The organism is Candidatus Anaeroferrophillus wilburensis, from assembly GCA_016934315.1.
GTDB classification, from domain to species: Bacteria; Desulfobacterota; Anaeroferrophillalia; order Anaeroferrophillales; family Anaeroferrophillaceae; genus Anaeroferrophillus; species Anaeroferrophillus wilburensis.
Genome location: JAFGSY010000025.1, coordinates 16,304 through 40,560, shown reverse-complemented (window position 1 = coordinate 40,560; position 24,257 = coordinate 16,304). Strand labels below are relative to the sequence as shown.

At 51.1% G+C, this 24,257-nt stretch carries 23 protein-coding genes; 18 read left to right on the top strand and 5 right to left on the bottom strand.

The annotated features are described in order from the left end of the window. Positions 1–13 precede the first annotated feature (13 nt). The 4 genes from JXO50_06015 (at position 14) to JXO50_06000 (ending at position 4,172) form a co-directional block, all read left to right on the top strand. Complete coding sequence (locus tag JXO50_06015; protein ID MBN2332644.1) at positions 14–988, top strand: AAA family ATPase; 975 nt, start codon at positions 14–16, stop codon at positions 986–988. Positions 989–1,016: 28 nt separating this feature from the next. Then, a complete protein-coding gene (locus tag JXO50_06010) occupies positions 1,017–1,916 on the top strand; it encodes a polysaccharide biosynthesis tyrosine autokinase (protein MBN2332643.1) in 900 nt (299 codons plus the stop codon). Positions 1,917–2,012: 96 nt separating this feature from the next. Beyond that, positions 2,013–3,392: a TIGR03013 family PEP-CTERM/XrtA system glycosyltransferase gene (locus JXO50_06005; GenBank protein MBN2332642.1), complete on the top strand. Its 1,380-nt coding sequence runs from the start codon at positions 2,013–2,015 to the stop codon at positions 3,390–3,392. Positions 3,393–3,482: 90 nt separating this feature from the next. After that, the gene (locus JXO50_06000) at positions 3,483–4,172 is read left to right on the top strand and encodes a rhomboid family intramembrane serine protease (GenBank protein ID MBN2332641.1); all 690 of its coding nucleotides are present in this window, start codon (positions 3,483–3,485) and stop codon (positions 4,170–4,172) included. Positions 4,173–4,201: 29 nt separating this feature from the next. On the opposite strand, the gene JXO50_05995 is transcribed toward JXO50_06000, so the two are convergent. From JXO50_05995 to JXO50_05980, 4 genes are read right to left on the bottom strand one after another with little or no spacing between them, the layout of a single operon-like run. Next, positions 4,202–5,203: a P-loop NTPase gene (locus JXO50_05995; GenBank protein MBN2332640.1), complete on the bottom strand. Its 1,002-nt coding sequence runs from the start codon at positions 5,201–5,203 to the stop codon at positions 4,202–4,204. Then, on the bottom strand, positions 5,200–5,631 hold the full coding sequence (locus JXO50_05990; GenBank protein MBN2332639.1) for a PilZ domain-containing protein: 432 nt from the start codon (positions 5,629–5,631) through the stop codon (positions 5,200–5,202). The genes JXO50_05995 and JXO50_05990 overlap by 4 nt, the downstream gene beginning before the upstream one ends. A 37-nt stretch (positions 5,632–5,668) precedes the next feature. Continuing rightward, positions 5,669–6,871, bottom strand: a complete 1,203-nt coding sequence (locus JXO50_05985) for an adenylate/guanylate cyclase domain-containing protein (GenBank protein MBN2332638.1) — start codon at positions 6,869–6,871, stop codon at positions 5,669–5,671. Between the two features lie 2 nt (positions 6,872–6,873). Then, a complete protein-coding gene (locus JXO50_05980; GenBank protein MBN2332637.1) occupies positions 6,874–7,764 on the bottom strand; it encodes an HDOD domain-containing protein in 891 nt (296 codons plus the stop codon). Positions 7,765–7,919: 155 nt separating this feature from the next. Here JXO50_05980 and JXO50_05975 point away from each other — a divergent pair, with 155 nt between their 5' ends. The 13 genes from JXO50_05975 to JXO50_05915 all read left to right on the top strand — a co-directional run bounded on the left by JXO50_05975 (position 7,920) and on the right by JXO50_05915 (position 22,135). Beyond that, positions 7,920–8,243: a DUF4911 domain-containing protein gene (locus tag JXO50_05975; protein MBN2332636.1), complete on the top strand. Its 324-nt coding sequence runs from the start codon at positions 7,920–7,922 to the stop codon at positions 8,241–8,243. Continuing rightward, positions 8,236–9,675, top strand: coding sequence for a sigma-54-dependent Fis family transcriptional regulator (locus JXO50_05970; GenBank protein ID MBN2332635.1), 1,440 nt, complete (start codon positions 8,236–8,238; stop codon positions 9,673–9,675). The genes JXO50_05975 and JXO50_05970 overlap by 8 nt, the downstream gene beginning before the upstream one ends. Beyond that, positions 9,676–12,426, top strand: coding sequence for a tetratricopeptide repeat protein (locus JXO50_05965; GenBank protein MBN2332634.1), 2,751 nt, complete (start codon positions 9,676–9,678; stop codon positions 12,424–12,426). Continuing rightward, on the top strand, positions 12,396–13,823 hold the full coding sequence (locus tag JXO50_05960) for a sigma-54-dependent Fis family transcriptional regulator (protein ID MBN2332633.1): 1,428 nt from the start codon (positions 12,396–12,398) through the stop codon (positions 13,821–13,823). Before JXO50_05965 ends, JXO50_05960 begins: the two co-directional genes overlap by 31 nt. Before the next feature lie 457 nt (positions 13,824–14,280). Next, positions 14,281–14,697, top strand: coding sequence for a flagellar basal body rod protein FlgB (flgB, locus tag JXO50_05955; GenBank protein ID MBN2332632.1), 417 nt, complete (start codon positions 14,281–14,283; stop codon positions 14,695–14,697). Beyond that, positions 14,697–15,137: a flagellar basal body rod protein FlgC gene (gene flgC / locus JXO50_05950; protein ID MBN2332631.1), complete on the top strand. Its 441-nt coding sequence runs from the start codon at positions 14,697–14,699 to the stop codon at positions 15,135–15,137. The genes flgB and flgC overlap by 1 nt, the downstream gene beginning before the upstream one ends. A 54-nt stretch (positions 15,138–15,191) precedes the next feature. Further along, entirely contained in the window at positions 15,192–15,515 is a 324-nt protein-coding gene (fliE, locus tag JXO50_05945; protein ID MBN2332630.1) for a flagellar hook-basal body complex protein FliE, read from the top strand. 117 nt (positions 15,516–15,632) lie between these two features. Beyond that, positions 15,633–17,216 (top strand): flagellar M-ring protein FliF, encoded by a 1,584-nt coding sequence (gene fliF, locus JXO50_05940; protein MBN2332629.1) that lies wholly within the window; start codon positions 15,633–15,635, stop codon positions 17,214–17,216. Positions 17,217–17,329: 113 nt separating this feature from the next. Continuing rightward, complete coding sequence (gene fliG, locus JXO50_05935; GenBank protein MBN2332628.1) at positions 17,330–18,352, top strand: flagellar motor switch protein FliG; 1,023 nt, start codon at positions 17,330–17,332, stop codon at positions 18,350–18,352. Continuing rightward, on the top strand, positions 18,345–19,205 hold the full coding sequence (locus JXO50_05930) for a hypothetical protein (GenBank protein MBN2332627.1): 861 nt from the start codon (positions 18,345–18,347) through the stop codon (positions 19,203–19,205). The genes fliG and JXO50_05930 overlap by 8 nt, the downstream gene beginning before the upstream one ends. Before the next feature lie 180 nt (positions 19,206–19,385). Further along, complete coding sequence (locus tag JXO50_05925; GenBank protein MBN2332626.1) at positions 19,386–20,702, top strand: FliI/YscN family ATPase; 1,317 nt, start codon at positions 19,386–19,388, stop codon at positions 20,700–20,702. An 18-nt stretch (positions 20,703–20,720) separates the two neighbouring features. After that, a complete protein-coding gene (gene fliJ, locus JXO50_05920) occupies positions 20,721–21,158 on the top strand; it encodes a flagellar export protein FliJ (protein MBN2332625.1) in 438 nt (145 codons plus the stop codon). Positions 21,159–21,754: 596 nt separating this feature from the next. Then, positions 21,755–22,135: a hypothetical protein gene (locus JXO50_05915; GenBank protein ID MBN2332624.1), complete on the top strand. Its 381-nt coding sequence runs from the start codon at positions 21,755–21,757 to the stop codon at positions 22,133–22,135. A gap of 409 nt (positions 22,136–22,544) precedes the next feature. Here the strand turns inward: JXO50_05915 and JXO50_05910 are convergent, their stop codons facing one another. Next, entirely contained in the window at positions 22,545–22,688 is a 144-nt protein-coding gene (locus tag JXO50_05910; GenBank protein MBN2332623.1) for a hypothetical protein, read from the bottom strand. 462 nt (positions 22,689–23,150) lie between these two features. Between JXO50_05910 and JXO50_05905 the strand changes: the two genes are divergently transcribed. Then, positions 23,151–24,257, top strand: coding sequence for a flagellar hook-length control protein FliK (locus JXO50_05905; GenBank protein ID MBN2332622.1), 1,107 nt, complete (start codon positions 23,151–23,153; stop codon positions 24,255–24,257).

Sequence of the window (24,257 nt, the reverse complement as noted above, 5' to 3'; positions counted from 1 at the left end):
TTGCCGGAGAGTTATGTATTGTGCTTTTTACGGCTTTAATGAGCGGCCGTTCAATATTACTCCCGATCCCCATTTCCTCTATTTGAATCATCATTACCGGGAGGCCTATGCCCATCTGGTATATGGAATTCGAGAGCGGCGTGGTTTTGTCGTGATTACCGGTGAGGTGGGGGTGGGAAAAACCACCTTGATTCATAATTTACTGAATCACCTGGATAAAGATGTTGAGGTTGCCTATATTTTTAACCCGATTTTGACCATTACGGAGTTTTTTGCTGCTATCTTTGATGAATTTGGCATCCCAGAGAGAGGGAAAAATAAGCAGGAAAATCTCCGTATTTTTAACGAGTTTCTCCTGACCTGTTTGAAAAAAAAGAGGGTGCCGGTGCTGGTTATTGATGAGGCCCAGAATCTCAGCTTGAATGTTCTTGAAGAGATTCGCCTGCTCTCCAACCTCGAAACGCAGAAAAACAAGCTCTTGCAGATGATCTTGGTCGGTCAGCCTGAGCTCAGGGAGAAGCTGGATCGACCTGAGTTGCGTCAGTTGAACCAGAGAGTGGTGATTCGCTATCATTTGCCCCCCCTCAGTCCCCTGGAGGTGAAAGATTATGTTAGGAAACGGCTGCTGGTGGCCGGAGCTGCCAATATTAATCTATTTACTAACCGGGCGCTGGAGTTGATTGCCAAATATAGTGGCGGCATACCCCGGCTGGTAAATGTCATCGGCGATAATGCCCTGCTGATAGGTTATGCCCAGGAGCTGCGGCAGATTGATGACGGTGTTGTCGGCGAGGTTATTGCCGATTTGCATCTCAGCCTTTCAGGATCGGAAACGTCAAAGATGAATGTGGTTCCTGCAAAACGAAAACTTTCCAGTTTGGGGGAAGTTTTGATCTTATGCGTGCTGTTCAGTATGGTCCTGTTGACCTTTCTGATCTTTAAACAGGAGCTGATGTGCGGTGTTGTATGTATTCGAAACCTGTTCTAACCCGACAGGATCAAATGGAGCTTGCCTCATGAGTAGAATTCAGGATGCCTTGAAAAAAGCCGAACAGGAGAGCCTTGCTGGTACTGCAGAGCGCAGCGTACCGAGAGCACCATTATTGCCGGCGGCCGTCGCGGAGGTGGAGCCGGAGCCTGTAATAGGTAGCAACGCCGGTGCCAATAAACCGGTTGGTGATCTGTCTCAGGCATCAAGCAGATTGCCGCACATGACATCACAAAAAATTGATCTTAATCTTTCGCTATTGGATGAACATCTGGTTTCCTTAACCAAGCCATTTTCGCTGGCGTCGGAACAGATTAAAAAGTTGCGTACCAAAATTATCCTCAGCGCTCCTGAACGGCTGCCCAATAAAACGATTCTGGTAACCAGTGCCGTACCCCGCGAGGGTAAAACAACTATCGCGTTGAATCTGGCCTTGTCATTAGCTCAGGGCTTGGAAGAATACGTGTTGCTGGTTGATGGTGACTTTCGCAAACCGGAGGTGAGCAAATATCTGGGGCTTGAATTCAGCCGAGGCTTAGCCACCTATTTGACCACTGATATTGACCTGTCATCGGTGTTGGTAAAGACAGATTTGTCCAAACTCTCCATTCTGCCCATGGGTGCGGCGCCGGCTAAACCAGCTGAGCTGCTGGCTTCCGAGCGGATGAAAAATCTGATTACTGATCTGAAAACCCGTTATTCAGACCGTTACATTATTTTTGATACCACCTCGCTGCTTTCAACCACCGAAGCTGATATCCTTGCCAGTCAGGTGGATGGTATTATCCTGGTGGTCCGTTATGGTGAAAGTAGCCGGGATGTCATCAAGCAGGCCTTTAAAAATCTCGATCGGGACAAGGTGCTTGGGGTGGTCTTTAATGGTGCCGATTACCGAACTTCCAGTTTTTATTATCAGGAACAGGTCTGATAGCAGCTTTTTAACGTTGGTTGAAATGTCCAGCAGTTGCGTTGGATAACAGCTATGACCGTGAACCCATCACCATAGGATGAATTAGAAAATTCCATGAGCCAGTTCGGTTTGAGAAATGTTGTTTTTTTTCTTATTGAATCAGCGTTGATAATTGGTGGTGGCCTGCTGGTTACGGCTAGCTATGTCCATTGGTTCCCTGAGAGTGGTTATAGCCTGCAGCTGTTTGTTGCCCATATCTTTCTTTTTGCTGTCTGCTATCACTTTTCGCTGTTCTATTTTGATTTATATGACATCAGGACAAGGATCGCCTTTGTTGAGTATGGCTTAAGGCTTATCCAGGCAACCGGCTTACTGTGTCTGTTCATGGCATTTTTTTCCTACGTTTCGCCGGCAAACATCTTTCCCAGTCCGCTGATTTATGCCGTATTATTGGCAGCGTTTTTGCTGGTTTTTGCCTGGCGGATTTTTTTTGACTGGCTTTCCCGGCATGAGCGTTTTACCGAACCGATCATCATTGTTGGCAACAGCCCCATGGCTGGAGAAATCTGCGCCTCTATAGCCAGGCGGCAAAATACCGGTTTTCATGTTGTGGGGGTGATTGGCGAACAACCGTCGCGCAACAGTGAGCGACATGTTCCTGAGCATCTGCTTGTTGGCAGTGATGTCGATATTTGTCATTTGGCAGCGGCCAACAGGGTAAACCGGATTGTAGTTTCTCTGCGCCAGCGTCGAGGGGTGTTCCCGGCAGACGAACTTCTGCAGTGTAAGATGACCGGCATGACCATTGTCGAGGATATCGATTTCTATGAGCAGTTGGAAGGTAAAATTCTCATTGATAACCTGCGGACCAGCTGGCTTATTTTTACCCAGGGATTTAAAAAGCCCCAGCGCACCAGGATGCTCAAAAGAGTCATCGGCATGATTCTGGCGACGATTGGCTTGCTGATCAGTGCTCCTGTGCTGGTGCTGGTGGCCTGCGCCGTCAAGCTTGATTCCCGGGGGCCGGTTTTCTTTATTCAGGAGCGGCTGGGGGAGAATGAAAAGCCTTTCAGCCTGATTAAATTTCGCTCCATGCGTACGGATGCCGAGAAAGACGGGCCGGTGTGGGCCCGGGAAGATGACGACCGGGTGACCCGGGTGGGACGATTTCTTCGCAAAACCAGACTTGACGAATTGCCCCAGCTGATTAATATCTTCAAGGGAGACATGAGTTTTGTCGGCCCGCGGCCGGAGAGAAAATTTTTCATTGACCAATTGAAAGACGAGATTCCCTATTATACTCAGCGTTTTACGGTCAAGCCGGGAGTAACCGGCTGGGCGCAGATCCGCTATCCATACGGGGCTTCCGTAGAGGATGCCCGGGAAAAACTGCAGTATGAACTCTATTACATCAAGCATCTGTCATCGATGCTCGACCTGTTGATCGTTCTGGAAACTATTAAGGTGGTGCTCTTTGGCCGGGGCGGCCGCTAGACGAGAGATGCCTTTTTGTCAGAGCGCCACAAGAGTTGCCGTCCCCCCTATAGAGTTTCCCCAATGTGCTGTGCTTGTTGACCGGTACCTATGATTCCTCTACGCGATACCATCCCCTCCCGGACAACCCCTTACGTTAACTATCTTTTGATCAGTCTCAATATTGTCCTCTTTGGTTATGAGCTTTCCTGGGGAGGGCAGATTTCCCGGTTGATTGCCGGTTTCGGGGTGGTGCCGGCCCATTTTTTTACAGCTCCAATCGGCCCTGAGATCGGCCTGCCGGTTCGCTACCTTCCTTTTCTGACCCACATGTTTTTTCACGGCGGCTGGCTGCACCTGCTGGGCAACATGTTATATCTATGGATTTTTGGCGATAATGTTGAGGACCATCTGGGCCATGGGGGATATCTGCTGTTTTACCTGGCTGCCGGCGTGGTTGCCGCCATGGTCCATGTGGTTACCAATCCCCATTCACAGCTGCCGACCATCGGTGCCAGTGGTGCCGTAGCGGGCGTCATGGGAGCCTATTTTCTCCTCTATCCCCGGGCTCGCATTATCACCCTGCTGCCGATTTTTTTCTTTTTTACCATTGTCGAGGTGCCGGCATTTCTCTTTTTGGGGTTCTGGTTCTTGCTCCAGCTCCTAGAGGGGGTTAGTGCCGTGGGTGGCCGGGGCGCGGCCTATGGGGGCATTGCCTGGTGGGCGCACATCGGCGGTTTTCTCTTTGGTCAGGGATATCTGTTATTGTTCCGTCAACGGCGAAAAAATAACCGCCGTTGACGGACGCATGGGGGAGGAAGCAACCGGCTTCAGCCGGTGAGAGAGCTTGAGTTGGGGGCTTGCTTGGGGGATTCTTTGCCGCCTTCCTTGATAATGGAATTTACCAGCTGGTAAAATTCCAGGGCTGACTGACTTTTGGTGTTGGTCATGAACGCCGGATTCATCCGACCGACACAATCCTCAATCTGGGGGTCATGGGGAATGGTACCCAGCAGGGAAACATGCTTGAGGTTGAGGTATTTCTGGGTAACCGTTTGAATGATCTGTGACGCTTTACGGTCTTTGACCGATTTTACCATGTTGGTGATCAGGTAAAGATTGAAGCTGTTGATAATCTCCTGCAGACGCTGGCCGTAGCCTTCGTCGACAAAACTGAAGGCGGCAAGCAATTCTTCCATTGAGGTTATGGGATCATCGCCGTTCTGATCCGTTGCCCGTTTAATTAACGGTGCCAGACGCAGGTTGCGGTCAAAGCTGCGATTGATTGCCCGGTAAAGGGCACTTTTGATAAAACCGTAGCAATTCTGGAGAGCGGTCGGCTGGGGGGTGACAACGGCGATTTTATAGGTGCAGTAGAGGAAAAAATCAAGGGTGTTATAATCAGCACCAGCCCCCAAGTCAAGGATCAGATGGTCAGCTTCGAGCTGGTCCAGGGCCCGCATCAGTTTAACCTTTTGCGCATACTTGGGGTTGGCCAGGCCGACGATATCGCTGGCGCCGCAAATGAGGCGCAAACCGGGTACCGGGGTTTCGATGGCAACCTCATCCAGGGTTTCGACCTTTTTGTTGAGGTAATCGGCAAGGGTGTGATGGACAAACCTCATCCCCAGCAAGGTATGGAGGTTGGCCCCGCCCAGGTCGGCATCCACCAAAACGACATTATGACCCAGTTTGGCCAGCCAGTAGGCAATATTCAGGGAGACAATGCTTTTACCGATACCTCCCTTGCCGCCGCCGACGGCCCAGAATTTTGCCGTTACCTTATCGGTTACCGGTTCCCTGGCTTCTGGCGTAAGCGCTACGACGTTCATGGCTTGACTTCCTTCTTCCATAAATCCCACAACAGGTTGTGGTCTCCCTGGCTGGTGCTGAGATAGTTTTCCAGATAGTGGCAGTCGGTTGCCCCCAGATCAAGAAATTTTACCCCCAAGGTAATAAGCTGGTCCGTACGTTCCCTGGTATTTTTCGCCCACTGAATGATGCCGGTGGTATAGATGGTGTGCTCAAACTGCGACAGGGGCAGGGAGAGCTTAATCCGCTTGCCCTGTAAGCTCATGTTGTACAGTTTGCCATATTTTTCCCGCAACAGCAGGCGGATGCCGCCCAGAGAAATATCTTCAACGAAGCCGCTGAAGCTATTTCTGCCGGCAATGGAAGCGCTTTCCCCGATGAAGCCGAAATCAATGGTCAGGGGTTTGTCAAGGCGCTTGAATTGTCGTCGGTCGTCTGGTGTTTCCATGGTATTTCTTTCGGCGGTAATGCCGATTTCTTGAGAATTATTTTTCCTGCCAGTCGAGCCGAAAAAGGGTGATGCTCTTATCCATTCCCTTTAACGGCCGGGAGGGATGGTATCTTTCAAAGGGATGATGTTCAGGCGTAAAACCGGCGGCCTGCAGGGTTTGTTGACTGATAATAATTTGTGCAGCCTCCGCCAGGGAGACAATCCGCTGACAGGTGTTGACCGGATCGCCGACGACGGTGTAGGTGAGCAGCTCTTCGTTGCCCAGAAAGCCTGCAACAACCTCGCCGGTGTGGATGCCGATGGCAAAAGAGGCTTGCTCAAGTTGTTGTTGGTTTGTGCCGGTCATCATTGTGCGTTGTTGCTGCCATTGCTGCTGCATGGCCACTGCTGCCCGGATAGCTCGTTGCGGGTCGTCGCTGCGGCTGACCGGCGTACCGAAGAGGGCTAATATCCCATCGCCGGTGAATTTGTCAAGGGTTCCCTGGTGGGCAAAGATAATCTTGGTCATGGTGGCATAGAAGCTGTTGAGCATTTCGACAACCTGGTATGCCTCATGCTGTTCGGTAAGGCGGGAAAATCCTCTGATATCGGCAAAGAGAATGGTGGCGGTGACTTTCCTGCCCTTTGGGAGGTGGTGGCCGGCCGCTAGAATTTCTCTGCCGATTTCAGGTGAAAAAAAGCGGTTCAGCCGTTCCCTCTTGCGTGTTTCTTCGAGGAGTTGTCGTTGTTTGTCCAGGAGCAGGAGGAGGCTGGCCAGTTCTTTGGTCAGGAGATTGAGAAACCGAAATAGGTCGGCGCTGAAAAATGTTTGATCATGATGCAGGACGATTAACTGGCCAAAAGACTGTTCGGCGGTGGTAAGCGGCAGGAAGGTCAGCGCCCTTCCTGCAAAAGGGACAGGACGAAGGATTGCCCCGGCTGTTGCTTCATCGATCATCCTGTTCAGCTGCTCAGTTTCTGTTGAATTCAGGTCCTTTATGCCTGGAGCACCGAAGAATATGCGAAATGGCGCTGATTTCTCCCCGCCTTGATGATGCTGGTAAATGAGTGCATCAACACCGGTATGGCGGTGGATAACTTCAAGGATTTTAGCCAGCAGTTGTTGTTGTCCTGTTTCAAAATCGATGGCAACCAAGTCAAGCATTTCACAAATGGCTGATAATTCGCCAATTTTTTTTTCAAATTGTCGGTGCAGCCAGGAATATTGAGTGGTGATGAGGGCGTTTATCTCTTCCATGTTCATCTCCCCCGTGCGGGGAGCTGCGCCAGCTGCGGCTTAATGGACGTAACCCATGTTTTAACCAGTCCTGGTGTGAGCTGCGGTTGAGCGTTCTGCAGGGTTTGAAAAACAGTTTTTGGCAAGCGGGGATGGCGCAGATTCGGGGCCAGGGGAAATCCTGCCTGATAACAAAGAACATGGGCCAAGTGGATAATGGCGGTAAAAACGCATGCCTTGTCATCGGGGTGACCATGGTGATGACGCATGCTGATTTTCAAGGGTTCGGGAAGATGCCAGAGGTGGCCGACGAGGTAGCCGGCAGTCATATGGTCAAGGCCAAGAATTTCCCGTTCAACCTGGAAGGTGAATTGCTGACCAGTGCGACAGCGAGCCAACACTTGTTGGTATTTTTCCGGCTGCCAGGAGTAGAGCATCAGGAGGCCGAGATCATGGAGTAACCCGCCGGTAAAGGCAGTTGATTTTTCTTTGAAATCAAGCTTTTCTGCCAGCAGCAAGGCCAGGCGGGCCGTTGCCAGGGAGTGGAGCTGAAACTGGTGGTGAAACGGTTTTGCCTGCCGGGGGGTCATGATCCCCATGAGCGATAAACCAACGGCCAGATTGGTGATTTCCGAGAAGCCAAGGAGGACAATGGCATGTTTGATCGAGGCGATCTGTTGCGGGAAGCCATAGTAGGCTGAATTGACTGTTTTCAGGATGTGGGCTGCAACCGCCGCGTCGGTTGCAATGATTGTTGCCAATTTCTCAGCATTTGATTCGGAGTCCTGACTGCAGGCAAGGATCTGCTGCAGCGTTATCGGCGGTTTTGGTACCTGAGATCCCTCGGAGAGGTAAAACCGAAATTCCTGGAGTGCATCCGACTCTGGAGCAGCTTGGGGTAGTAGAGAGGTCATGTTTGTCAATTCGGAATATTATTGGAAAAATTTAGTTCAAAATCAGCGCGCGGCAGTTTGATCATAGGCTATTCCCGGTTGTTTTTTTTATGTATAAATGCTAATTTCCTAGCGTTAATGCAGGGAAAAGGCTTGTAAACATGGTTGTAGACGGGATGGATAGTAAGAGACAGGCACATTTTTTCCTCTGTCATGTGGCGTCTGACCGGATAGCGATGCTGTGTTTTTTGCTTGAAGGATATGATGGCTTGGCAACCATGTCCACCATTTCAGTCAGGGAAGCGCTGGTATGCTGCACGGTACCCCATGGGTGCTGCCCTATTTTTCTTCTGTTATTCCGATCACTTGTGGCTGATGGCCTGATCATATCTTTCATGGAAGTGAAGCATTCAGCCTTGGAATTGGCAGACCATATGGCCTTAAGGGGGCAAAGATTGTATTCCCGAACTGTTGCAACTGAATGTTTTGCCTATGAGTGAAAAGCATCCAGACTATGTATTGATTTCCAGCAAGCAGCAGCTCTCAGCCCAGCTGCAGCAATGCCTGCCGGCCGGCGCGCCATTGGCTGTTTTTCCCCCGAAAAAAGGCCTGTACAAGGGACTTTCCGAAGGGGTCACCGTTTTTATTGATTGTCTTCCCGATTCACCCATATCTCCAGATAAGGATTTTTTCCGGCCCTTTTTGCGCCCCGGGCGGCTATCCCTGATTATGATCTGTGAACAGGGTGACCTAGAACGTGTTCGCCAGGGAATTCTCGGGGGTGCCCACAGCTATGTTACCTGTCCGTTGTCGCCGGTTGACGTCCAGCGGGTTATCCATCAGTGTATTTCGATAGCTGGTGAACTGGATAATGATATAGTGCTGCCTGACGATCAGGTGCTGCAAACATCCGGTTTCCAAGGGATGCTTGGGGCTTCGACAGTGATGAAAAAGGTGTACAGGCTGGTCAGCCGCATTTCTCGCAGCGAGAGCACCGTTTTAATTCAGGGTGAGAGTGGCACCGGCAAGGAACTGGTGGCTAAAGCCATCCATAGCCTAGGCTCCCGGGCTGAAGCTGCTTTTATCCCAGTCAATTGTGCCGCCATTCCCCGTGAACTTCTTGAGTCCGAGCTGTTTGGCTATGTGAAGGGCGCTTTTACCGGTGCCCTTGGAGATCGCATTGGCCGGGTGGAAATGGCAGGTGGAGGGGTATTATTCCTTGATGAAATTGGTGAAATGGAGGTGTTGCTCCAAGTCAAGATTCTCAGGTTGCTCCAGGAACGGACCATCGAACCCCTGGGATGGCGTCAGTCGCCAAAAAAAGTCGATGTGCGGATTATTTCAGCAACCAACAAAAATCTTGACGATGCAGTGCAGCAAGGAGATTTCCGTGAAGATCTTTTCTTCCGGCTCAATGTTGTGCCGGTCCAGTTGCCGCCGTTAAGAGATCGTCTTGAAGATATTCCCTGTCTGGTAGACTTCTTTATTGGCGATCATAACCGCTGCCGCCTTGGTGAACCGATCACTGGGATCAGCAGGGAAGCTCTGCAGCTGTTGCAAGCCTATCGGTGGCCCGGCAATATTCGTGAATTGGAAAACGTTATAGAGCGGGTTATGGTGATGAAATCCGGCGGCCTGATTATGCCCACTGATCTGCCTGAGAAAGTGATGGCAGGCGACTGCGGCAGGGATATGGCCGGCAGTGGCCGCTGGCAGTCAACGAGTATTCCTGCAGAAGGTGTGTCGCTTAAAGGTGAAGTCTCCCAGTTGGAAAAGGACCTGATTCTTCAGGCTTTGCAGCAGTCCCAGGGTGTTAAGGAAAAAGCTGCAAAACTATTGAAAATGAACCGGACAACCCTGATTGAAAAAATCAAACGGAACCGGATAGATCTTGGTCAGACAGTTGAAGGTGGTGGAAGGAGCTCGACTTGAGTGCGGCTGCATAAACTGACAGAGGTGCAAGGGTGCCGATATCTCCTGCTGCTGACGGTCGTATGCCTTGGCATGTGTTTTCCCGGGGTCAGCAGCAATGCCGCCGCAAAAGTGCTGCAGGCAGTGAAAGTCGGCAGTTTTGCGGAAAAAACCCGGGTGGTTCTGCAACTTGATAACCCCGGTTTTTATGAGGTGGTTGAGCAACCGGAATCAACGACGTTGGTGGTAAAGCTGTACGACTTCACCAACACTCAGGTTGCTCCTGAACAGCTGCTGGATGAACAGTTGATCAGGGCAATTACGGTTGCCCAAGAAGGCCAGTATCTTAAAGTGGCCATCCAGTTGAGTGATAGCTTGTATACCTATCAGGCGCATCTTTTTGAATCCCCCCCCATGCTGGTTGTTGATATAGCAGCCCGCCCGCCGGCCGTGGATACCTTGGTTGACCGGGATGAGGTGCTTGTTGAGGATTCCGGGAGGTTGGACACTGCCGGGAAGCCGGCAGCTACGGTTGAACAGGATTTGGCATTAGGTGGACAGGGGGCGAAAGCTCTCGTGCCGGCGACGCTGGAAAAGGTGGCGGCTGTTCCTTCTCTACCCCAAGCGTCTGTGCCGGAAGAAACTGCTGTTCAAGAGGTTGCTTCTGTAGACCGGCGAGAAACTGGGTTGCCTGAAGCTCCTCCCCAGCCCTTGGCACAACCAAAACCAGTGCTCAGGGAGGATCTGGAGCTGCCTGAAAAAGCGGTAACCGGCGAGCCGGCCGTTGATGCTGATGCGGATGCTGCCCCGCCAGCTGTGACTGCTGACCCTGACAACACTTTGTATGAGCAAGGTTTGCAGTACTATCTTGACAACGAGATGTCCCTGGCGATGGAAATGTTTATGGAACTGATGACCAGCTATCCCGATTCATCCCTGGTTGCCAAGGCTCAGTTCCGTTATAATGATGCGTTGTCACGACTTGCCCTGACAGAGCATCGGGAAGGTCTCCATGAAATTATCGGCAACTATCTGCATGTTGTGAGGAAGTTTCCTGATGATAGTGACGCCCCCTGGGCCCTTTTGCAGATAGGCCGCTTTTATGAACAGATGGGTTTTTCCTATGAGGCTGAGGCGGTCTATCAATTTCTGATCCATCAGTACCCCCACAGCAACTTTGTTGCTGCCGCCTGGTATGCCCAGGCAAATATCAATTACTTGCTGAAACGTTATCAGAAAGCTCTTGATGCCTTCCAGCAGCTTAGCGAATCATTTCCCTGCCGTGGCTTTGCTGCCGAGGCGGCATATTATCAGGGTCACTGCCAGTATCACCTTGGGGAATATCAGCTGGCGGTTCGAGCCTATGAAAAAGCAATGAAGACATTTCCGGATTATGGGCTGAATGATCCCATGACGATCTATTTGCTGGGCAGTGCCTCTCTGGCTTTATCGCAGCATGAGCAGGCCCGTGAATATCTGTTGAAGATGCGCAATCTCTTTCCCGAGGATGATCGGACTAATCTAGCCTTGGCCAAGGTGGGAGAATCCTTTATTGCTGAAGGAAGGTTTGCTGAAGGGGTGGAGGTGCTGGCTACCGTCATTCACGAATACCCTGAAACCGACGGGGAAATTATTGCCCGTTTGGATATTGCCCGTTGGGCGGCTCAAAATGACAAGCTTGCTGAATCTCAAGGCATGAAGCCCTATGAAGAGTTCCTCGATCCTGGATTGGCATACCGTTACATTGTGGCACAGTATCCTGAAAATTCCTTGAGTCATGTGGCTCGTCTACGTTTAGGTGAATTACTGTATGAACAGCACCGTTACGCTGAGGCGAGAAGTTTTTTTGATCAGTTGATAGTACTTCAGGTTGATCCCGAGATTCGTTCTGTGGCATTTGATACCCTGCGCAAACTGCTTTTCGATGAACTGCAGAGTTATTTCAAACAGCAGAATTTCGCGGCGATGGTTGCCCTGCAAGAACAGTATGGGACCAACTTTTTACCTCGTCCGACGGCTATGTATCCCTTCTTCTGGTTGGCAGAGGCAATGCGCCATCAGGGTCTGTATGCCGGAGCCCTGAAAATTTATGGGGCCTTGCAGGGATGCACGCCATCCCGCGAAGAGTTGCTTGCCATAACCTGGGGTATGGTGTCATGTCACCTGAAGCTCGGTGAGTTTGGCGCGGCTGGGGGCTTGCTGAAGACCGTCGATGTTGCCAGCCTGGACAACCGCTGGTGGGTGAAGATGAAACTCCTGGAAGCTGAAATTATGGTTGGCGAGGAGGAAAACACGGCAGCCCTTGATTTGCTTTCCCGTATCCATTCCCGGCTTGCTGATGATCAGGTGGTTGAACTGGTGCAGGTGTTGGCCTTGACTGGCACTATCCGTGGTGCCGGCGGGGATGTTGCTGCGGCCGTGGATGCCTACCGGCAGGCACTTGCTGCTGCCAATGCCGTGCCGCAGATGATCGACCCCGTTTTGCGAACAACGGTAATTTCAGCTCTGGCTAGAGAATTGTTTGTCAAGGGAGATTATCGGGAGTCGCTGGACAGTTTTCAGCAGGTGGCTTTGTTTGTTGATAATCGCGAAATATTAGCCGAACTTCTGTACTGGCAGGGCTTATGTTATGCCGGTCTGGGGCAGGAGAGTGAACTTTCCCGGACGGTAGAAACGTTGCAGAAGCTCTATCCGACCAGCAACTGGGCATCAATGGCAACTTCGATTGTCAAGGATTTTGAATGGCGAACGAAGAATCGCAGTCTACAGTAATTATCTGGGATGCCGATTCCCGCTTTCGAGATGCACTCGCCCATTGCTTGGGGGATGCCGGAGTTCGGGTTGTTGCCGGTGAAGTTCCCATGGATGTCGTGACTGCCGTCAGGGAAGAACCATCGGTATCATTGCTCATGGGAGAGTTGGATTGTCCCCGCGGTGGTGAGCCCCTGTTTGTTCTACTTCACCGTGAATTTCCCGCTCTCAGCTTGCTGCCGGTAGTTGCGGTTCCTTCGGTTGAAGGTGCGGTGACCGCCATCCGCCTGGGGATGGTTGACTATCTATTAAAAGAGAATTTGACTGCTACCTCTCTGGCCGCGTTGGTCGTCCGGATTGTCAGAGATCGGCAACTGCCGCCAGCTGGGGGAACAGGCACCTTCAGGCAGGCCTTTATCTGCCAGGATCCGGCCATGGTTCGCCTGTTGAACTTGGCTCGCAAAGCTGCGGTCAGTGATGCGACGGTGCTGATCCAGGGGGAAAGCGGCACCGGGAAAGAAGTGTTGGCCCGTTTCATTCATGGTCAAAGCAACCGTACCGACCATCCCCTGGTGGCCATAAATTGTGCAGCTTTACCACCTTCGTTGTTGGAAAGTGAACTTTTTGGTCATGAAAAAGGTGCTTTTACCGGTGCCATTGCCCGGAAAATCGGTAAATTTGAATTGGCCCACGGGGGAACCATCCTTCTTGATGAAATTTCTGAAATGGACCTTGGTTTGCAGAGTAAACTGCTGCGGGTGATCCAGGAAGGTGAGGTTGACCGGGTGGGGGGTCGCTATCCGGTGCCCATCGATGTGCGGATTATTGCCACCACCAATCGGGTTATTAAAGAAGAAGTGGAGGCCGGTACTTTTCGCCAGGATCTCTATTATCGGCTTAATGTCATTCCTCTTACTATTCCTCCCTTACGGGAACGCCGGACAGATATCAATCTACTGCTGGATACATTTATTGAGCGATATAACCGGAAGAACCGAAAAAAAATCAAGGGAATCTCTCCCGCTGCCCGGCGCCGGTTGGATCATTACGCATTTCCCGGCAATGTGAGAGAGCTGGAAAATATTATTGAGCGGGCGGTGGTGCTGGCCGATGGCCCGTACCTGGAGGGAGAAGACCTTTTTTTGGATGAGGTCGGGGTGCCGCCACTTGATGTCCATGAAGGGAGTGATGGAACACACTCGTCACCGGCCCTGCCGTTACCGGTGGGTACCAAGCTTGAAGATCTGGAGCGGTTTATGATCTTCAAAACCCTCCAGAACGTCGATAATAACCGTACCCATGCAGCTCGCCTGTTGGGTATCAGTATCAGGACCTTGCGCAATAAATTGCGCGAATACCGCGAACAGTATGGTGAAACTCCTGAATCGGAGGAATCACAACCTGTTCTCCAGCCTTAAATGCCTGTTATCTGCCTTATTGTTGGTCATCATCACAGCAATATACTTCCTGCAGGAGAAAATTTCCCCCTGGTTCATCATCATGAATCTCCCAAGTACTTACCCTTACCCATGGTGACCACCTTCGCCCTTTCGGCATGCTATAACCTGCCGGTTTTGTCGGGCTGGATGGTGATGATCGGTGGCCGTTGACCGTCACCGAATTTTGTGCTGGCATCAGTGGCAACTTCCGGACCGTCATCCCCAGTGGACCTTTCTGGAAGAACTGTTTTCTGCTGAAGAACAGCTTGTGGCGTCTTCCCTTTATCCTTATGACCTGATGGCATACCATTTGCTTGGGTTAGCTGCTGTATGGTAAAAAAATACCTTTCCTGAGAGGGGGTTGGTATATCTCTGCCGTTTGCCGGTGATTACAGCTCTTATTTCGTTTAAGGTATGTTGCAGGAGTGTCAAGAGAATGACAGTACATGGATTGTTTGACAATACAACGAATCTGCTGGCCAAAGTGATGGCGTTGAGGTCCCGAAAAGCGGAAGTGATAGCCGGTAATATTGCCAATATTGATACGCCCGGCTATAAAGCCCGGAATTTCACCTTTATCGATCAATTACAGAAGGCGCTTGGAGAGGAAACATCTTTGCCTCTCATGCGGACCCACGAGCATCACCTGCCAGATCGGCAAAGTATCTCCGAAATCCAGCCGGTGGTGGAAGAACGTGAAGCATCATTGGCCGGTTTTGACCGCAACACGGTAGACTTGGATCATGAAATGGCTGAACTGGCGGAAAACAACCTTGTCTATGGGGCAGCGGTTGAAATGCTGCGTAAAAAGATTAGCGTCCTGAAAAATGCCATTGTTGAAGGGGGTAAATAATGAGCTTTCAGTATACCCTTAAAATTAGTGCGGCGGGTATGGCCGCCCAGCGTCAGAGGCTCAATGTTATTGCCAGCAATCTGGCCAACGTTACAACAACCAGAACGCCTGAAGGGGGTCCCTACCAGCGCAAGGATATCGTGTTCAGGGCAGCGCCGCTCTTAGAACAGGACACGGCATCGTTGCGCAATGCTGACCAGCCGGAATTGTTGAGTGTTGAGACTGTACAGGTGATTTCCGATCCTCGGCCACCCATTCTCAAGTATCAGCCGGAGCATCCTGATGCGGATGAAGGTGGCTACGTAGCCTTTCCCAACGTCAACGCCATGGAGGAGATGGTCAATATGCTGTCGGCCAGCCGCAGCTATGAGGCAAATCTGACCATGATGAAAACGGCCAAGGATATGACAACCAAAACTATCGATATCCTGAAAGTATAGTGAGTCTACAGAGGACCTTTTACGCTTGATGGCCAATAAAGGGAGCAGGTAGTTATGAAAAAAAGTGCGATGCAGGCCCAACTCCAGTCTTTGCAGAATCTTGCTCGCCAAGCTGCCGGACCTTTTGGCAAGACGGCTGAGCAGCCTGCCGGCGGCGCCGCCAGTTTCAGCTCCGTATTGCAGCAGTCCCTGGGTAAAGTCAATACTCTTCAGCAACAGGCTGATACTCAAGTGGCCCAGGTGCACAGCGGCCAATCAGCTGATCTGATCAGTGCCATTGTTGCTTTGGAAGAGGCTGATATGTCTTTCCAGCTGCTGCTGCAGGTTCGTAATAAGGCTGTTAAGGCATATGATGAGATCATGCGGATGCAATTATGATGGTTTCGCAACAACACCATCTTTTCGCTGCACTGCAGCTGAGCTTCTTTGTACAGTCCATCCTGCGGGTTCATCACGTATAGTGGCTAGGAATGTGTACCGCTAGAGGAGAAAACTATGGTTGAACAGCTGAAACGATTGCTTGCCTGGTTTAACAGTCAGACCATGCCGTTCAAGGTCGGCTTGGTGGGCGGCAGCGCGGTTCTCTTGGTAGGATTGATAACGGTGGTTGCTGTTTCATTGACGACCTCTTTTGAGCCGCTTTACTATAATTTAAACAGTGATGATGCGGCTGATGTGGTGGAGTTTCTGAAAAAGGAGCGTATTCCCTATAAACTTGTTGATCAGGGTCGCATCATTGAAGTACCCCGCAAAGATGTCTATGAGGTCCGGCTGCAATTGGTTGGCAGCGCCATGCCCCGTGGCGGGGTGGGTTTCGAGATTTTTGATAAGAGTAACCTTGGTGTTACCGAATTCGTCCAAAATATCAACTATCAGCGGGCGTTGCAGGGAGAGTTGGCCAGGACGATCAGGGAGATCAGCCAGGTCGAATCGGCCCGGGTGCACCTGGTGATTCCTAAAAAATCTTTATTTATCGAGGAGCAGAAAGAATCAACGGCTTCTGTGATTTTAAAACTGAAGCAGGGGAGGGTGTTGCGCAAAGAACAGGTTGAAGGGGTGATGAATCTGGTGGCTGGTAGTGTGGAAGGTCTGCAGCCGGAACAGGTTACCGTACTTGATGCCCGCGGTGTTATCCTTTCCCAGGATGTCGTCCAGGCGGTTGATGATAATAGCTTGACTGCCAAGCAGATCAGTATCAAGCGTGAATATGAACACAACTTGGAGAAAAGGTTGCAGACGATGCTGGAACGGGTCGTCGGGATGCAGAAAGTGGTGGTTAGGGTAGCCGCGCCGATGGACTTTAGTAAGGTGGAGAAAACCGAAGAACTTTTTGATCCTGACATGACTGCCGTGCGTAGTGAACACCTGCTGTCGGTTGAAAACCAGGAGCCGGCAGCAGCCGGACAGGGAGTTCCCGGGGTGGCTGCAAACATACCTGAACAGGCGGCCACAGCCGAAATGGCTGTCGCCGGAAAGTCTTCCAGCGCAAAAAATGATCAGACAAGAAACTATGAAGTCAGCAAAACTGTCAGCCATACCCAATTGCCCATCGGCAGCGTCAAAAATATCAGTGTCGCGGTGCTGGTAGACGGTATCTATAAAGAGGTTGGGAAAAACCAAGAACCGGAATTTATGTCCCGTGCGGATGACGAACTGCTCATTTATGCCAATATGGTGAAAAAAGCCATTGGTTTCAATAAAAAGCGTGGTGACCAGGTGGAGGTTGCCTGTGTCGCTTTTGATACCGCTTCGCTGGCTGATGATCTCAAGGCAATGAAAAATGCGGAGCGCCTGGAAATGATCAAGGTGGCCGGTAAGTATCTTTTGCTGCTCCTTATCCTGCTGGTTGTCTATGCCAAGGTTGTAAAGCCCCTGCTGGCGTTTGTGTCACAGCAGATGACTGCTGGAAAACCAGCGGCCAGAAAGCCAGGAATGACAACCATGGCAGAGGAAGTGACGGAAAGGGTAGAGATTAAAAAAGAGCGGACAATCATGGACCAGATTGGCGATTTTGCCAAGGAAAACCCTGATGAAGTTGCGAGAATAGTAAAAATATGGTTAAAGGAACAGACGAGTTAAGGTGAAAATTTTTTCCAGATACGGTGGCGGGGGAGGCTTGCTTCTCATTGCTGGAGAGCTGATGATCCACCATAGTGTTATGGGGAGCATGTGTAATGAAAGGCAGCTGGTAGATGGCCGTTAAAGGTAAAAGTGGTGAAAAATTGAGTGGTCGGCAAAAGGCCGCCATTCTGCTCCTTGGCTTGGGGGAGGAAATTGCCCCCAAAGTGCTGGAAAAATTTACCGAATATGAACTCCAGCAGATCAGCCGGGAAATATCCCGCCTGGGAAATGTGACTGGAGAGTTGACGGAAAAAATTGCCCGGGAATTTGTTGATGCTGCCGGCAGCAAGGTGATGTTCTATGGCGGCAAGGATTATCTTAAGAATATTTTAAGCAAAACCATGGGGGCCGAAAAAACTGAGAGCTTTCTTGAAAAGGTGGGTGATTCCTTGATGCAGAAGCCTTTTGGCAGTTTGGCCCATGTAGACCCCCGGGTCATTGCTTCATTTATTAAAGCGGAACATCCGCAAACCATTGCCTTGATTCTGGCGCACCTGGAACCCGATAAAGCTGCGCAGATTGTGACGTTGTTGCCGGAAGGCGTTCAGGCTGATGTGGTATTGCGGATTGCCAACTTGGATAGTGTGCCGCGTGAGATGATTGATGAGATTGAATTGGTCCTGGAGAGTGAGCTGAAAACGACCGGCGGCATGGAAAGCCGTGGGCTTGGTGGTCTTAGTGCAGTTTCTGAGCTGATTAATAATCTGGATAAAAATTCAGAAGTTGCAATTATGGATGTCATCGAAGAACACGACCCCGACCTTGCTGATGAGATTCGCAAGCTGATGTTTACCTTTGATGATCTCATTGATGTTGACGATCGTGGCATCCAGGCAATACTTAAGGAAATCAATAATGAAGACCTGCTGCTGGCGTTGAAAACAGCCACTGAAGAGGTGAAAGAAAAAATTTTCAATAATATGTCCCAGCGGGCGGCAACCATGGTTAAAGATGACCTGGAAGCTTTAGGGCCGGTGCGGCTGACCGATGTGGAAAAGGCTCAGCAGGTCATTGTCAAAGTAGCCCGTAAACTTGAGGACGATGGAAAAATTGTTATTGCTTCCAGGGGCGGTGGAGGTGATGTGGTTGTCTGACGAAAAGAACCATGCACAGGTGACGTTTGTTCCTGATGGTTTTGATCAGGGCCAGCCTTCTGGAAATGGAGAGAAGGTTGCCAAGAATTTGCAGACGTTTGCTTTCCCCCTGTTGGCGGAAGTCTCCGTGTCCCCGACGGCAAACCCACTGATCCGCTCATACAGTGGTTTCCTGCCGACTGTTTTCGAATCAGCCCTTTCCTCCAGCTATCATGATGATCGGCAGAATCTGGAAAACACCCGCCGCCGCCTCTTGGATCAATTGGAAGCTTATAAAAAACAGCAGGAAGAAGAGCTCTACCAGTTGCGCCTTGCAGCTGAACAACAGGCCCAGGATGAGAGGGAACAGGGGCGTCAGGATGCAATTGCGATTCGTTCCGAAGCGGAAAAGAAAGGTTTTGCCGAAGGGCTTGCCGCCGGTGAACAGCAGGTTCTCGCTCAGGTTTCCAGCCTGGCGGAGGTTGGTTCACGGCTGGCGGCTTTGGAAGAGATCCTTCTTCGCCAGCATGAACAGCAGTTGATTGAATTGGCGGTAGCCATCGCCCGAAACATTGTTCACCAGGAGCTTACCCTGGATCCTGAAACAATTGTTGCCATTGCCCGGCGAACCATTGAGGAGATGCCGGCCCATGGTCCGGTAACCTTGAAAGTTCATCCCGATGACTACGTGGTACTGCATGAACGACTGCCTGCTCTGCAGCGTGAGTTTGATCATCTCGAACATTTTCAACTGGTTGCCAGCGAAACGGTAGAGCGGGGCGGGTGCCTGCTGGAAACAGCGGTTGGCCAGGTTGATGCCAGCCTGGAGAGTCAATTTTCCGAGATTAAAGCATCGCTGCGGGATGGTCCATGAACGTTGTTCTTCCTGAGTCTTTTTGTTGCCGGGCAGGCAGAAAGCCGGGGAATAAAGCAGCAACCATGCTTGCAGCCAATCTTTAATGCCGGGAACCCCTGTCCCGCGATTGACTGACCATGTTGTGTTGGTCTACATCAGTGGCCGGAACCCCTCACTCTAGTGGTTAGCTTCAGTATTATGATAGATTTTGATCAGTTGATCAGCCGAGTTCAAAAAACCCAGGTGATGAAAAGCACTGGGCAGGTAGTGGGGATGTCCGGTTTGATCATTGAGGGTAGCGGCCCGCCGAGTTCAGTTGGCGATGTCTGTGAGATAATCAATGAAAAGAGCGGTGTCCGCATTATTGCTGAAGTTGTCGGTTTTCGCAACCAACGCATTCTTCTGATGCCTTTGGGTGACCGTCAGGGTATTGCTCCAGGGAGTACGATCGTTTCCCGGGGCCAGCGGGCGACCACCCGGGTCGGGGCACGCCTTTTGGGGCGGGTTATCGACGGCATGGGCAACCCCCTCGATAACCATGGGCCGCTGGAATGTCATGAGGAAGTTCCCATTTACCAGGATCCCCTGAACCCTTTTGAGAGGAAAAGAATTCAGGAAGTTCTGGATCTGGGGATCCGGTCCATTAATGCCCTGCTGTCCTGTGGTAAAGGTCAGCGGTTGGGGATTATGGCCGGTTCCGGAGTCGGGAAAAGTGTTCTTTTGGGGATGATGGCCCGCTATACCAAGGCCGATGTCAACGTTATTGCACTCATTGGTGAGCGCGGGCGTGAGGTGCGGGAATTTATCGAACGCGATCTTGGTTTGGATGGTCTGGCCCGCAGTGTAGTGGTGGTTGCTACTTCTGATCAGCCACCGCTGGTGCGCATGCGCGGAGCTTTCCTTGCGACCGCGATAGCCGAGTTCTTCCGGGAAAAAAACCGCGATGTCCTGCTGATGATGGATTCACTGACCCGTTTTGCCATGGCCCAGCGGGAAGTAGGCTTGGCGGTGGGGGAACCGCCAACCACCAAAGGTTATACGCCGTCGGTTTTTGCGTTGCTGCCAAAATTGCTGGAACGGGCGGGGCGTTCCAAAAGTGATGGCAGCATCACCGGTCTTTATACGGTCTTGGTGGAGGGTGATGATGTTACAGAACCCATTGCTGATGCGGCCCGTTCGATTCTTGATGGGCATATTGTTCTCTCGCGCCAACTTGCTGACCGCAACATGTATCCCGCCATTGATGTGTTGGCAAGCAAAAGCCGGGTGATGATTGATGTGGTTACCCGGGAGCATATGCAGGCGGCGGGTAACTTTCTCAGCCTGCTGGCAACCTACCAGGAGGCTGAGGATCTGATTAATATCGGCGCTTATGCCCATGGCAGCAATCAACGCATTGACCAGGCAATCCTCCTCCATGATGCGATGCTCTCCTTCCTTTGTCAGGCGGTGGAAGATCAGGTCTCTTTCGCCGACAGCAGCGCTGCCCTGGTAGAGGTGCTGCAATCGCTTTAGTGTTTCTACGGTGGTTTTATGTTTCATTTTAACCTTGAAACATTGCTTAAATACCGACGGGTTCAGGAAGATAGTGTTGCCCGGGAGATGCGAGAGCTTAGCGCCGCATTGCACGATGCACAGTATCAACTGGACCACTTGCTTGCCAGTCAGCAGCAACACGAACTGCAGTGGCTGTCGGTTGAAGAACAGGGGATCAAGAGTATTGAAATATCCCTGCATCGTGAGTATGCGTTGCAGTTGAGCCGTAATATCAGCGCCCAGTATGGTGTTGTCGATGAAACTCGAGCTAAGGTAGAAATAAAGCGCTTGGAACTGATTGAAAAAATGAAGCAGCGCCGTTTGCTGGAGCGGCTGAAGGAAAAGCGCTATCAGGAGTATCTGGTGTCCGAGTATCGTCAGGAACGGAAACTTGTTGATGAATTGGCAGTCAGCCGCAGCCACGGTCGTACCTGAACATTTTCCCGGGACTATTCCTGCTTCCTATGCTCCACAACATTTCCACTCTTATTGTGATTTCTTGGCATCCAGCCGTAGCAGTCACAGTCGGTCGATACTCTACAGTCGATCATATCCCCCCCCCACACACGTTCTTGCAAAATCTTCTTTGCTGACCAGCGATAGCGTTCAGCTCTGATGCAGTTTTCAGTCGCTTTGATGACCGATGTTCTGCCGGTCGGCAAAAATTGCCTATGGCCGAGTTCGTTCCCTTCTCTTGACTGACCCATAGTTGGACTCGCTATTTTTTAAAGATAATCATATCAATAAGTTGTTGCTTTTTTCATAAAACCGGCAGCGGAATAATGAGCGGCATGTATCTTGCTATTTTCACTGCAGGCAGTTTTGTTCTGCTGTTGTCGATGGTGCAAAAAGAGTGTGGAAATCAGATGAAACTACTGCGAACATTATCCGGTCTTGCTGACCCTTTGCCGAGCCGCTATCGGTTGAGGCTTGCTTTGATTTTTGCCGGAGTGATTCTTTTGTTGGTGATAATTCCGAATGCATGGTGTGCCGAGGATCTGGCACCTTCTTCAGACCAGCAGCTTATCCACATGTCAGACATTTTGCAAAAAAAGGAAAGCGCTCTGCAGCAGAAAGAAGAACTGCTGCATGAAAAAGAGCAGCGCCTGTTAGTGCTCCAAGAGGAGTTGCAGAAAAAGGAGCGTGATATTGATGTGTTGCGCCAGCGGGCTGAGGCGATTTTGTCTGAAATTAGATCGTTGAAGGATGAAGATTTAACCCGCCTGGTTGAAGTGTATACGGCCATGAAGCCTGAGGCGGCGGCGCCGCTGGTGGAAAATCTTGATCTCTCCTATGCTGTTGAAGTCATCTTGCGAATGGAACCCCGGAAGGCCGCAAAACTGCTTGCTGCCATTGAGCCCCGGAAAGCGACCGCCATTTCCCGCTCGATAACCGCCCTGAAAGGGGAATGAACGATAGTGCGCCTCTTGAAATGATAGCTAACGTATTCCTTCATCTACCAAACATGTGGGTCTGGAAACGAAGGGAACTGAAAAACAGTGCCTATCCGGTAACGTACAGAAAAACAGGGCAGCCAGACAATGACATTAAAAACTGAAGGCTGAGAGCTCATTATCCATCCGCAGATTATAGTTTGCGGATGGCAGATGGTATGGTTTTATGGATATTGTATCGATGAAAACATCTGCACCTTTGTTGTTGCCTGTCTCGTTATGCCAGACATCGGTGGAGAGGCATTCTCAAGACCTGGAAAATAATTTCAGTGGGGTGCTGCAACTGAGTCAGTCCACAGTTAATGGGGCATTGGCAAGCAGCACAGGCGATGCTGAGCCATCGAAAGCTGCTGGTACGTCTCCCGGTTCAGGGAAGGGGCGTACTCAGGAAAACAGTCGGAGCAGTGATGATCTGAAAACTGGGGATATCCCGGCGGCGGTAAAAGAGGGGCAACCTGGTGGCGACAGTGAGGGTAATGGTGCCCAGCAGGCAGGAGGTTATGGCGGCCAAAATATCTGGCTAGTCCAGATGATAGGTAACGACATCTCAGCTGATGACTTTCATGGCCATCAACGTGCAGTACCCGCTGATTTCTCAGTGACGCAGAACCATGCTGTAAGCTTTCCAAGTGGCTTGTCCAACGATGAGGTCCATCAACTTCCGGTGGCAGGAGCAGTCATTGATTCCTTGCAGTCGGAAGCAGAACTTTTACCGCATACGGCTGCTCAGGTTTCCTTGGCAGGAGAAAACAATGCTGCTGCCGTTTCAGCGTTTGGCATGCAGATGGCTGGCGTGCTACCTGCCGAGAACCCGATTGTTCAGTCCCCTGCCATGAACGGTGAAGGATCAGTAGCAGTCGGAAGCCAACATGCCTTACTGCCGTTAGCAACAGGTGAAGCGACAATAGGTAGGCAGTTCCACCAAAGAGCAGCTGAACTTCAGATGGGGATGATGGCAAAGGAAGCTCAATGGATGGCGAGTACAGATGAGCAGCCTTTTTCCCTGGCGGATAGTGAGCAGGGAACCATGGGAGACAGCACACCCCAAGGCAGAATAACGCATCGTTTTTTGATCAGGAATCAGCTGTTGAACCTGCAGGTTGATCAACAACGTCAGCAGGTGGCGACGATGCCTTCGATTGGAAACGGTCAAGCAGTGTCAGCGGTTGTGGCAGCCGGCAAACCGGCCTATTTTGCCGCTGGACCAGAGTCTGCCACCGGAGCTGCCGGAGACACAATCGCAGCGCCTGAAGAGGGGGAGAACAGCGTATGGTTGACGGATGGGCGTCCGGGCAACGTCTTGCATCGCAGCCATACTCTTATCCAGCCGCAAATGCCTATGCATCATGAAAAGAATTTTGACCTGCTTCAGTCGCTGAAGGAATCTTCTGGTGGTGGAAAAGTTCCGCTGATTGAAATCTCAAGCCCCGATGTCAAGTTTGCTCCCAGCATCCAAGCTGCGCAACCACTCTTTTCTGATGAGGAGCTGGCTGCTATTGAGTTGATTGGTGAAAGCCGGCAGCTTTCCATGACCATCAAGGCTGATAGTGAGTACGTCAGCATACCGATTAACCCCCCCCTGCCGGTTGCCAGCGATGAATTGTTGAGCCAGCTGACTACCCATCTGGTGTCACAGCCTGGAGATCGCCATGAGGTGACTATTCAGCTGCATCCGGAATCCCTGGGCAGGGTGGAAGCCAAAGTGGTGCTTGAACATCAGGAGCTGACGGCCCGTTTTATCGTCCAGAATCATGATGTTCGGGAGTTGCTGCTGAAACAGGTGGATTCCCTGCGCGAAGCGCTGATTGCCAAGGGCATTGAGGTGAAAGCGGTTGCAGTAGAGCTGGCAGCTCCTGAAAAAATGACCGGCTTGGGGGTGGGCGTTGACCAGCAGCCGGCCCAGGAGCAGTTTGCCGGCAGCTTTTCCAGCTTTGGGCAGGAACATCGGCAGCCGCACCACCCACCATTGACAGGTGATCCCGAACATCCGGGTGATAGCAACTCCGCAGGTCAGCAGCCGGCAGTTTCCACCGCCCAGGGAATGCTATCAAGATCAGGAGCATTGCACATTCTTGGTTAA

Excerpts from the sequence above, each read along its gene's own strand:
- JXO50_06015 (MBN2332644.1), top strand. The coding sequence starts at position 14 with ATGTATTGTGCTTTTTACGGCTTTAATGAGCGGCCGTTCAATATTACT.
- JXO50_06010 (MBN2332643.1), top strand. The coding sequence starts at position 1,017 with ATGAGTAGAATTCAGGATGCCTTGAAAAAAGCCGAACAGGAGAGCCTT.
- JXO50_06005 (MBN2332642.1), top strand. The coding sequence starts at position 2,013 with ATGAGCCAGTTCGGTTTGAGAAATGTTGTTTTTTTTCTTATTGAATCA.
- JXO50_06000 (MBN2332641.1), top strand. The coding sequence starts at position 3,483 with ATGATTCCTCTACGCGATACCATCCCCTCCCGGACAACCCCTTACGTT.
- JXO50_05995 (MBN2332640.1), bottom strand. The coding sequence starts at position 5,203 with ATGAACGTCGTAGCGCTTACGCCAGAAGCCAGGGAACCGGTAACCGAT.
- JXO50_05990 (MBN2332639.1), bottom strand. The coding sequence starts at position 5,631 with ATGGAAACACCAGACGACCGACGACAATTCAAGCGCCTTGACAAACCC.
- JXO50_05985 (MBN2332638.1), bottom strand. The coding sequence starts at position 6,871 with ATGGAAGAGATAAACGCCCTCATCACCACTCAATATTCCTGGCTGCAC.
- JXO50_05980 (MBN2332637.1), bottom strand. The coding sequence starts at position 7,764 with ATGACCTCTCTACTACCCCAAGCTGCTCCAGAGTCGGATGCACTCCAG.
- JXO50_05975 (MBN2332636.1), top strand. The coding sequence starts at position 7,920 with ATGGATAGTAAGAGACAGGCACATTTTTTCCTCTGTCATGTGGCGTCT.
- JXO50_05970 (MBN2332635.1), top strand. The coding sequence starts at position 8,236 with ATGAGTGAAAAGCATCCAGACTATGTATTGATTTCCAGCAAGCAGCAG.
- JXO50_05960 (MBN2332633.1), top strand. The coding sequence starts at position 12,396 with ATGGCGAACGAAGAATCGCAGTCTACAGTAATTATCTGGGATGCCGAT.
- flgB (MBN2332632.1), top strand. The coding sequence starts at position 14,281 with ATGACAGTACATGGATTGTTTGACAATACAACGAATCTGCTGGCCAAA.
- flgC (MBN2332631.1), top strand. The coding sequence starts at position 14,697 with ATGAGCTTTCAGTATACCCTTAAAATTAGTGCGGCGGGTATGGCCGCC.
- fliE (MBN2332630.1), top strand. The coding sequence starts at position 15,192 with ATGAAAAAAAGTGCGATGCAGGCCCAACTCCAGTCTTTGCAGAATCTT.
- fliF (MBN2332629.1), top strand. The coding sequence starts at position 15,633 with ATGGTTGAACAGCTGAAACGATTGCTTGCCTGGTTTAACAGTCAGACC.
- fliG (MBN2332628.1), top strand. The coding sequence starts at position 17,330 with ATGGCCGTTAAAGGTAAAAGTGGTGAAAAATTGAGTGGTCGGCAAAAG.
- JXO50_05925 (MBN2332626.1), top strand. The coding sequence starts at position 19,386 with ATGATAGATTTTGATCAGTTGATCAGCCGAGTTCAAAAAACCCAGGTG.
- fliJ (MBN2332625.1), top strand. The coding sequence starts at position 20,721 with ATGTTTCATTTTAACCTTGAAACATTGCTTAAATACCGACGGGTTCAG.
- JXO50_05915 (MBN2332624.1), top strand. The coding sequence starts at position 21,755 with ATGTCAGACATTTTGCAAAAAAAGGAAAGCGCTCTGCAGCAGAAAGAA.
- JXO50_05905 (MBN2332622.1), top strand. The coding sequence starts at position 23,151 with ATGGCGAGTACAGATGAGCAGCCTTTTTCCCTGGCGGATAGTGAGCAG.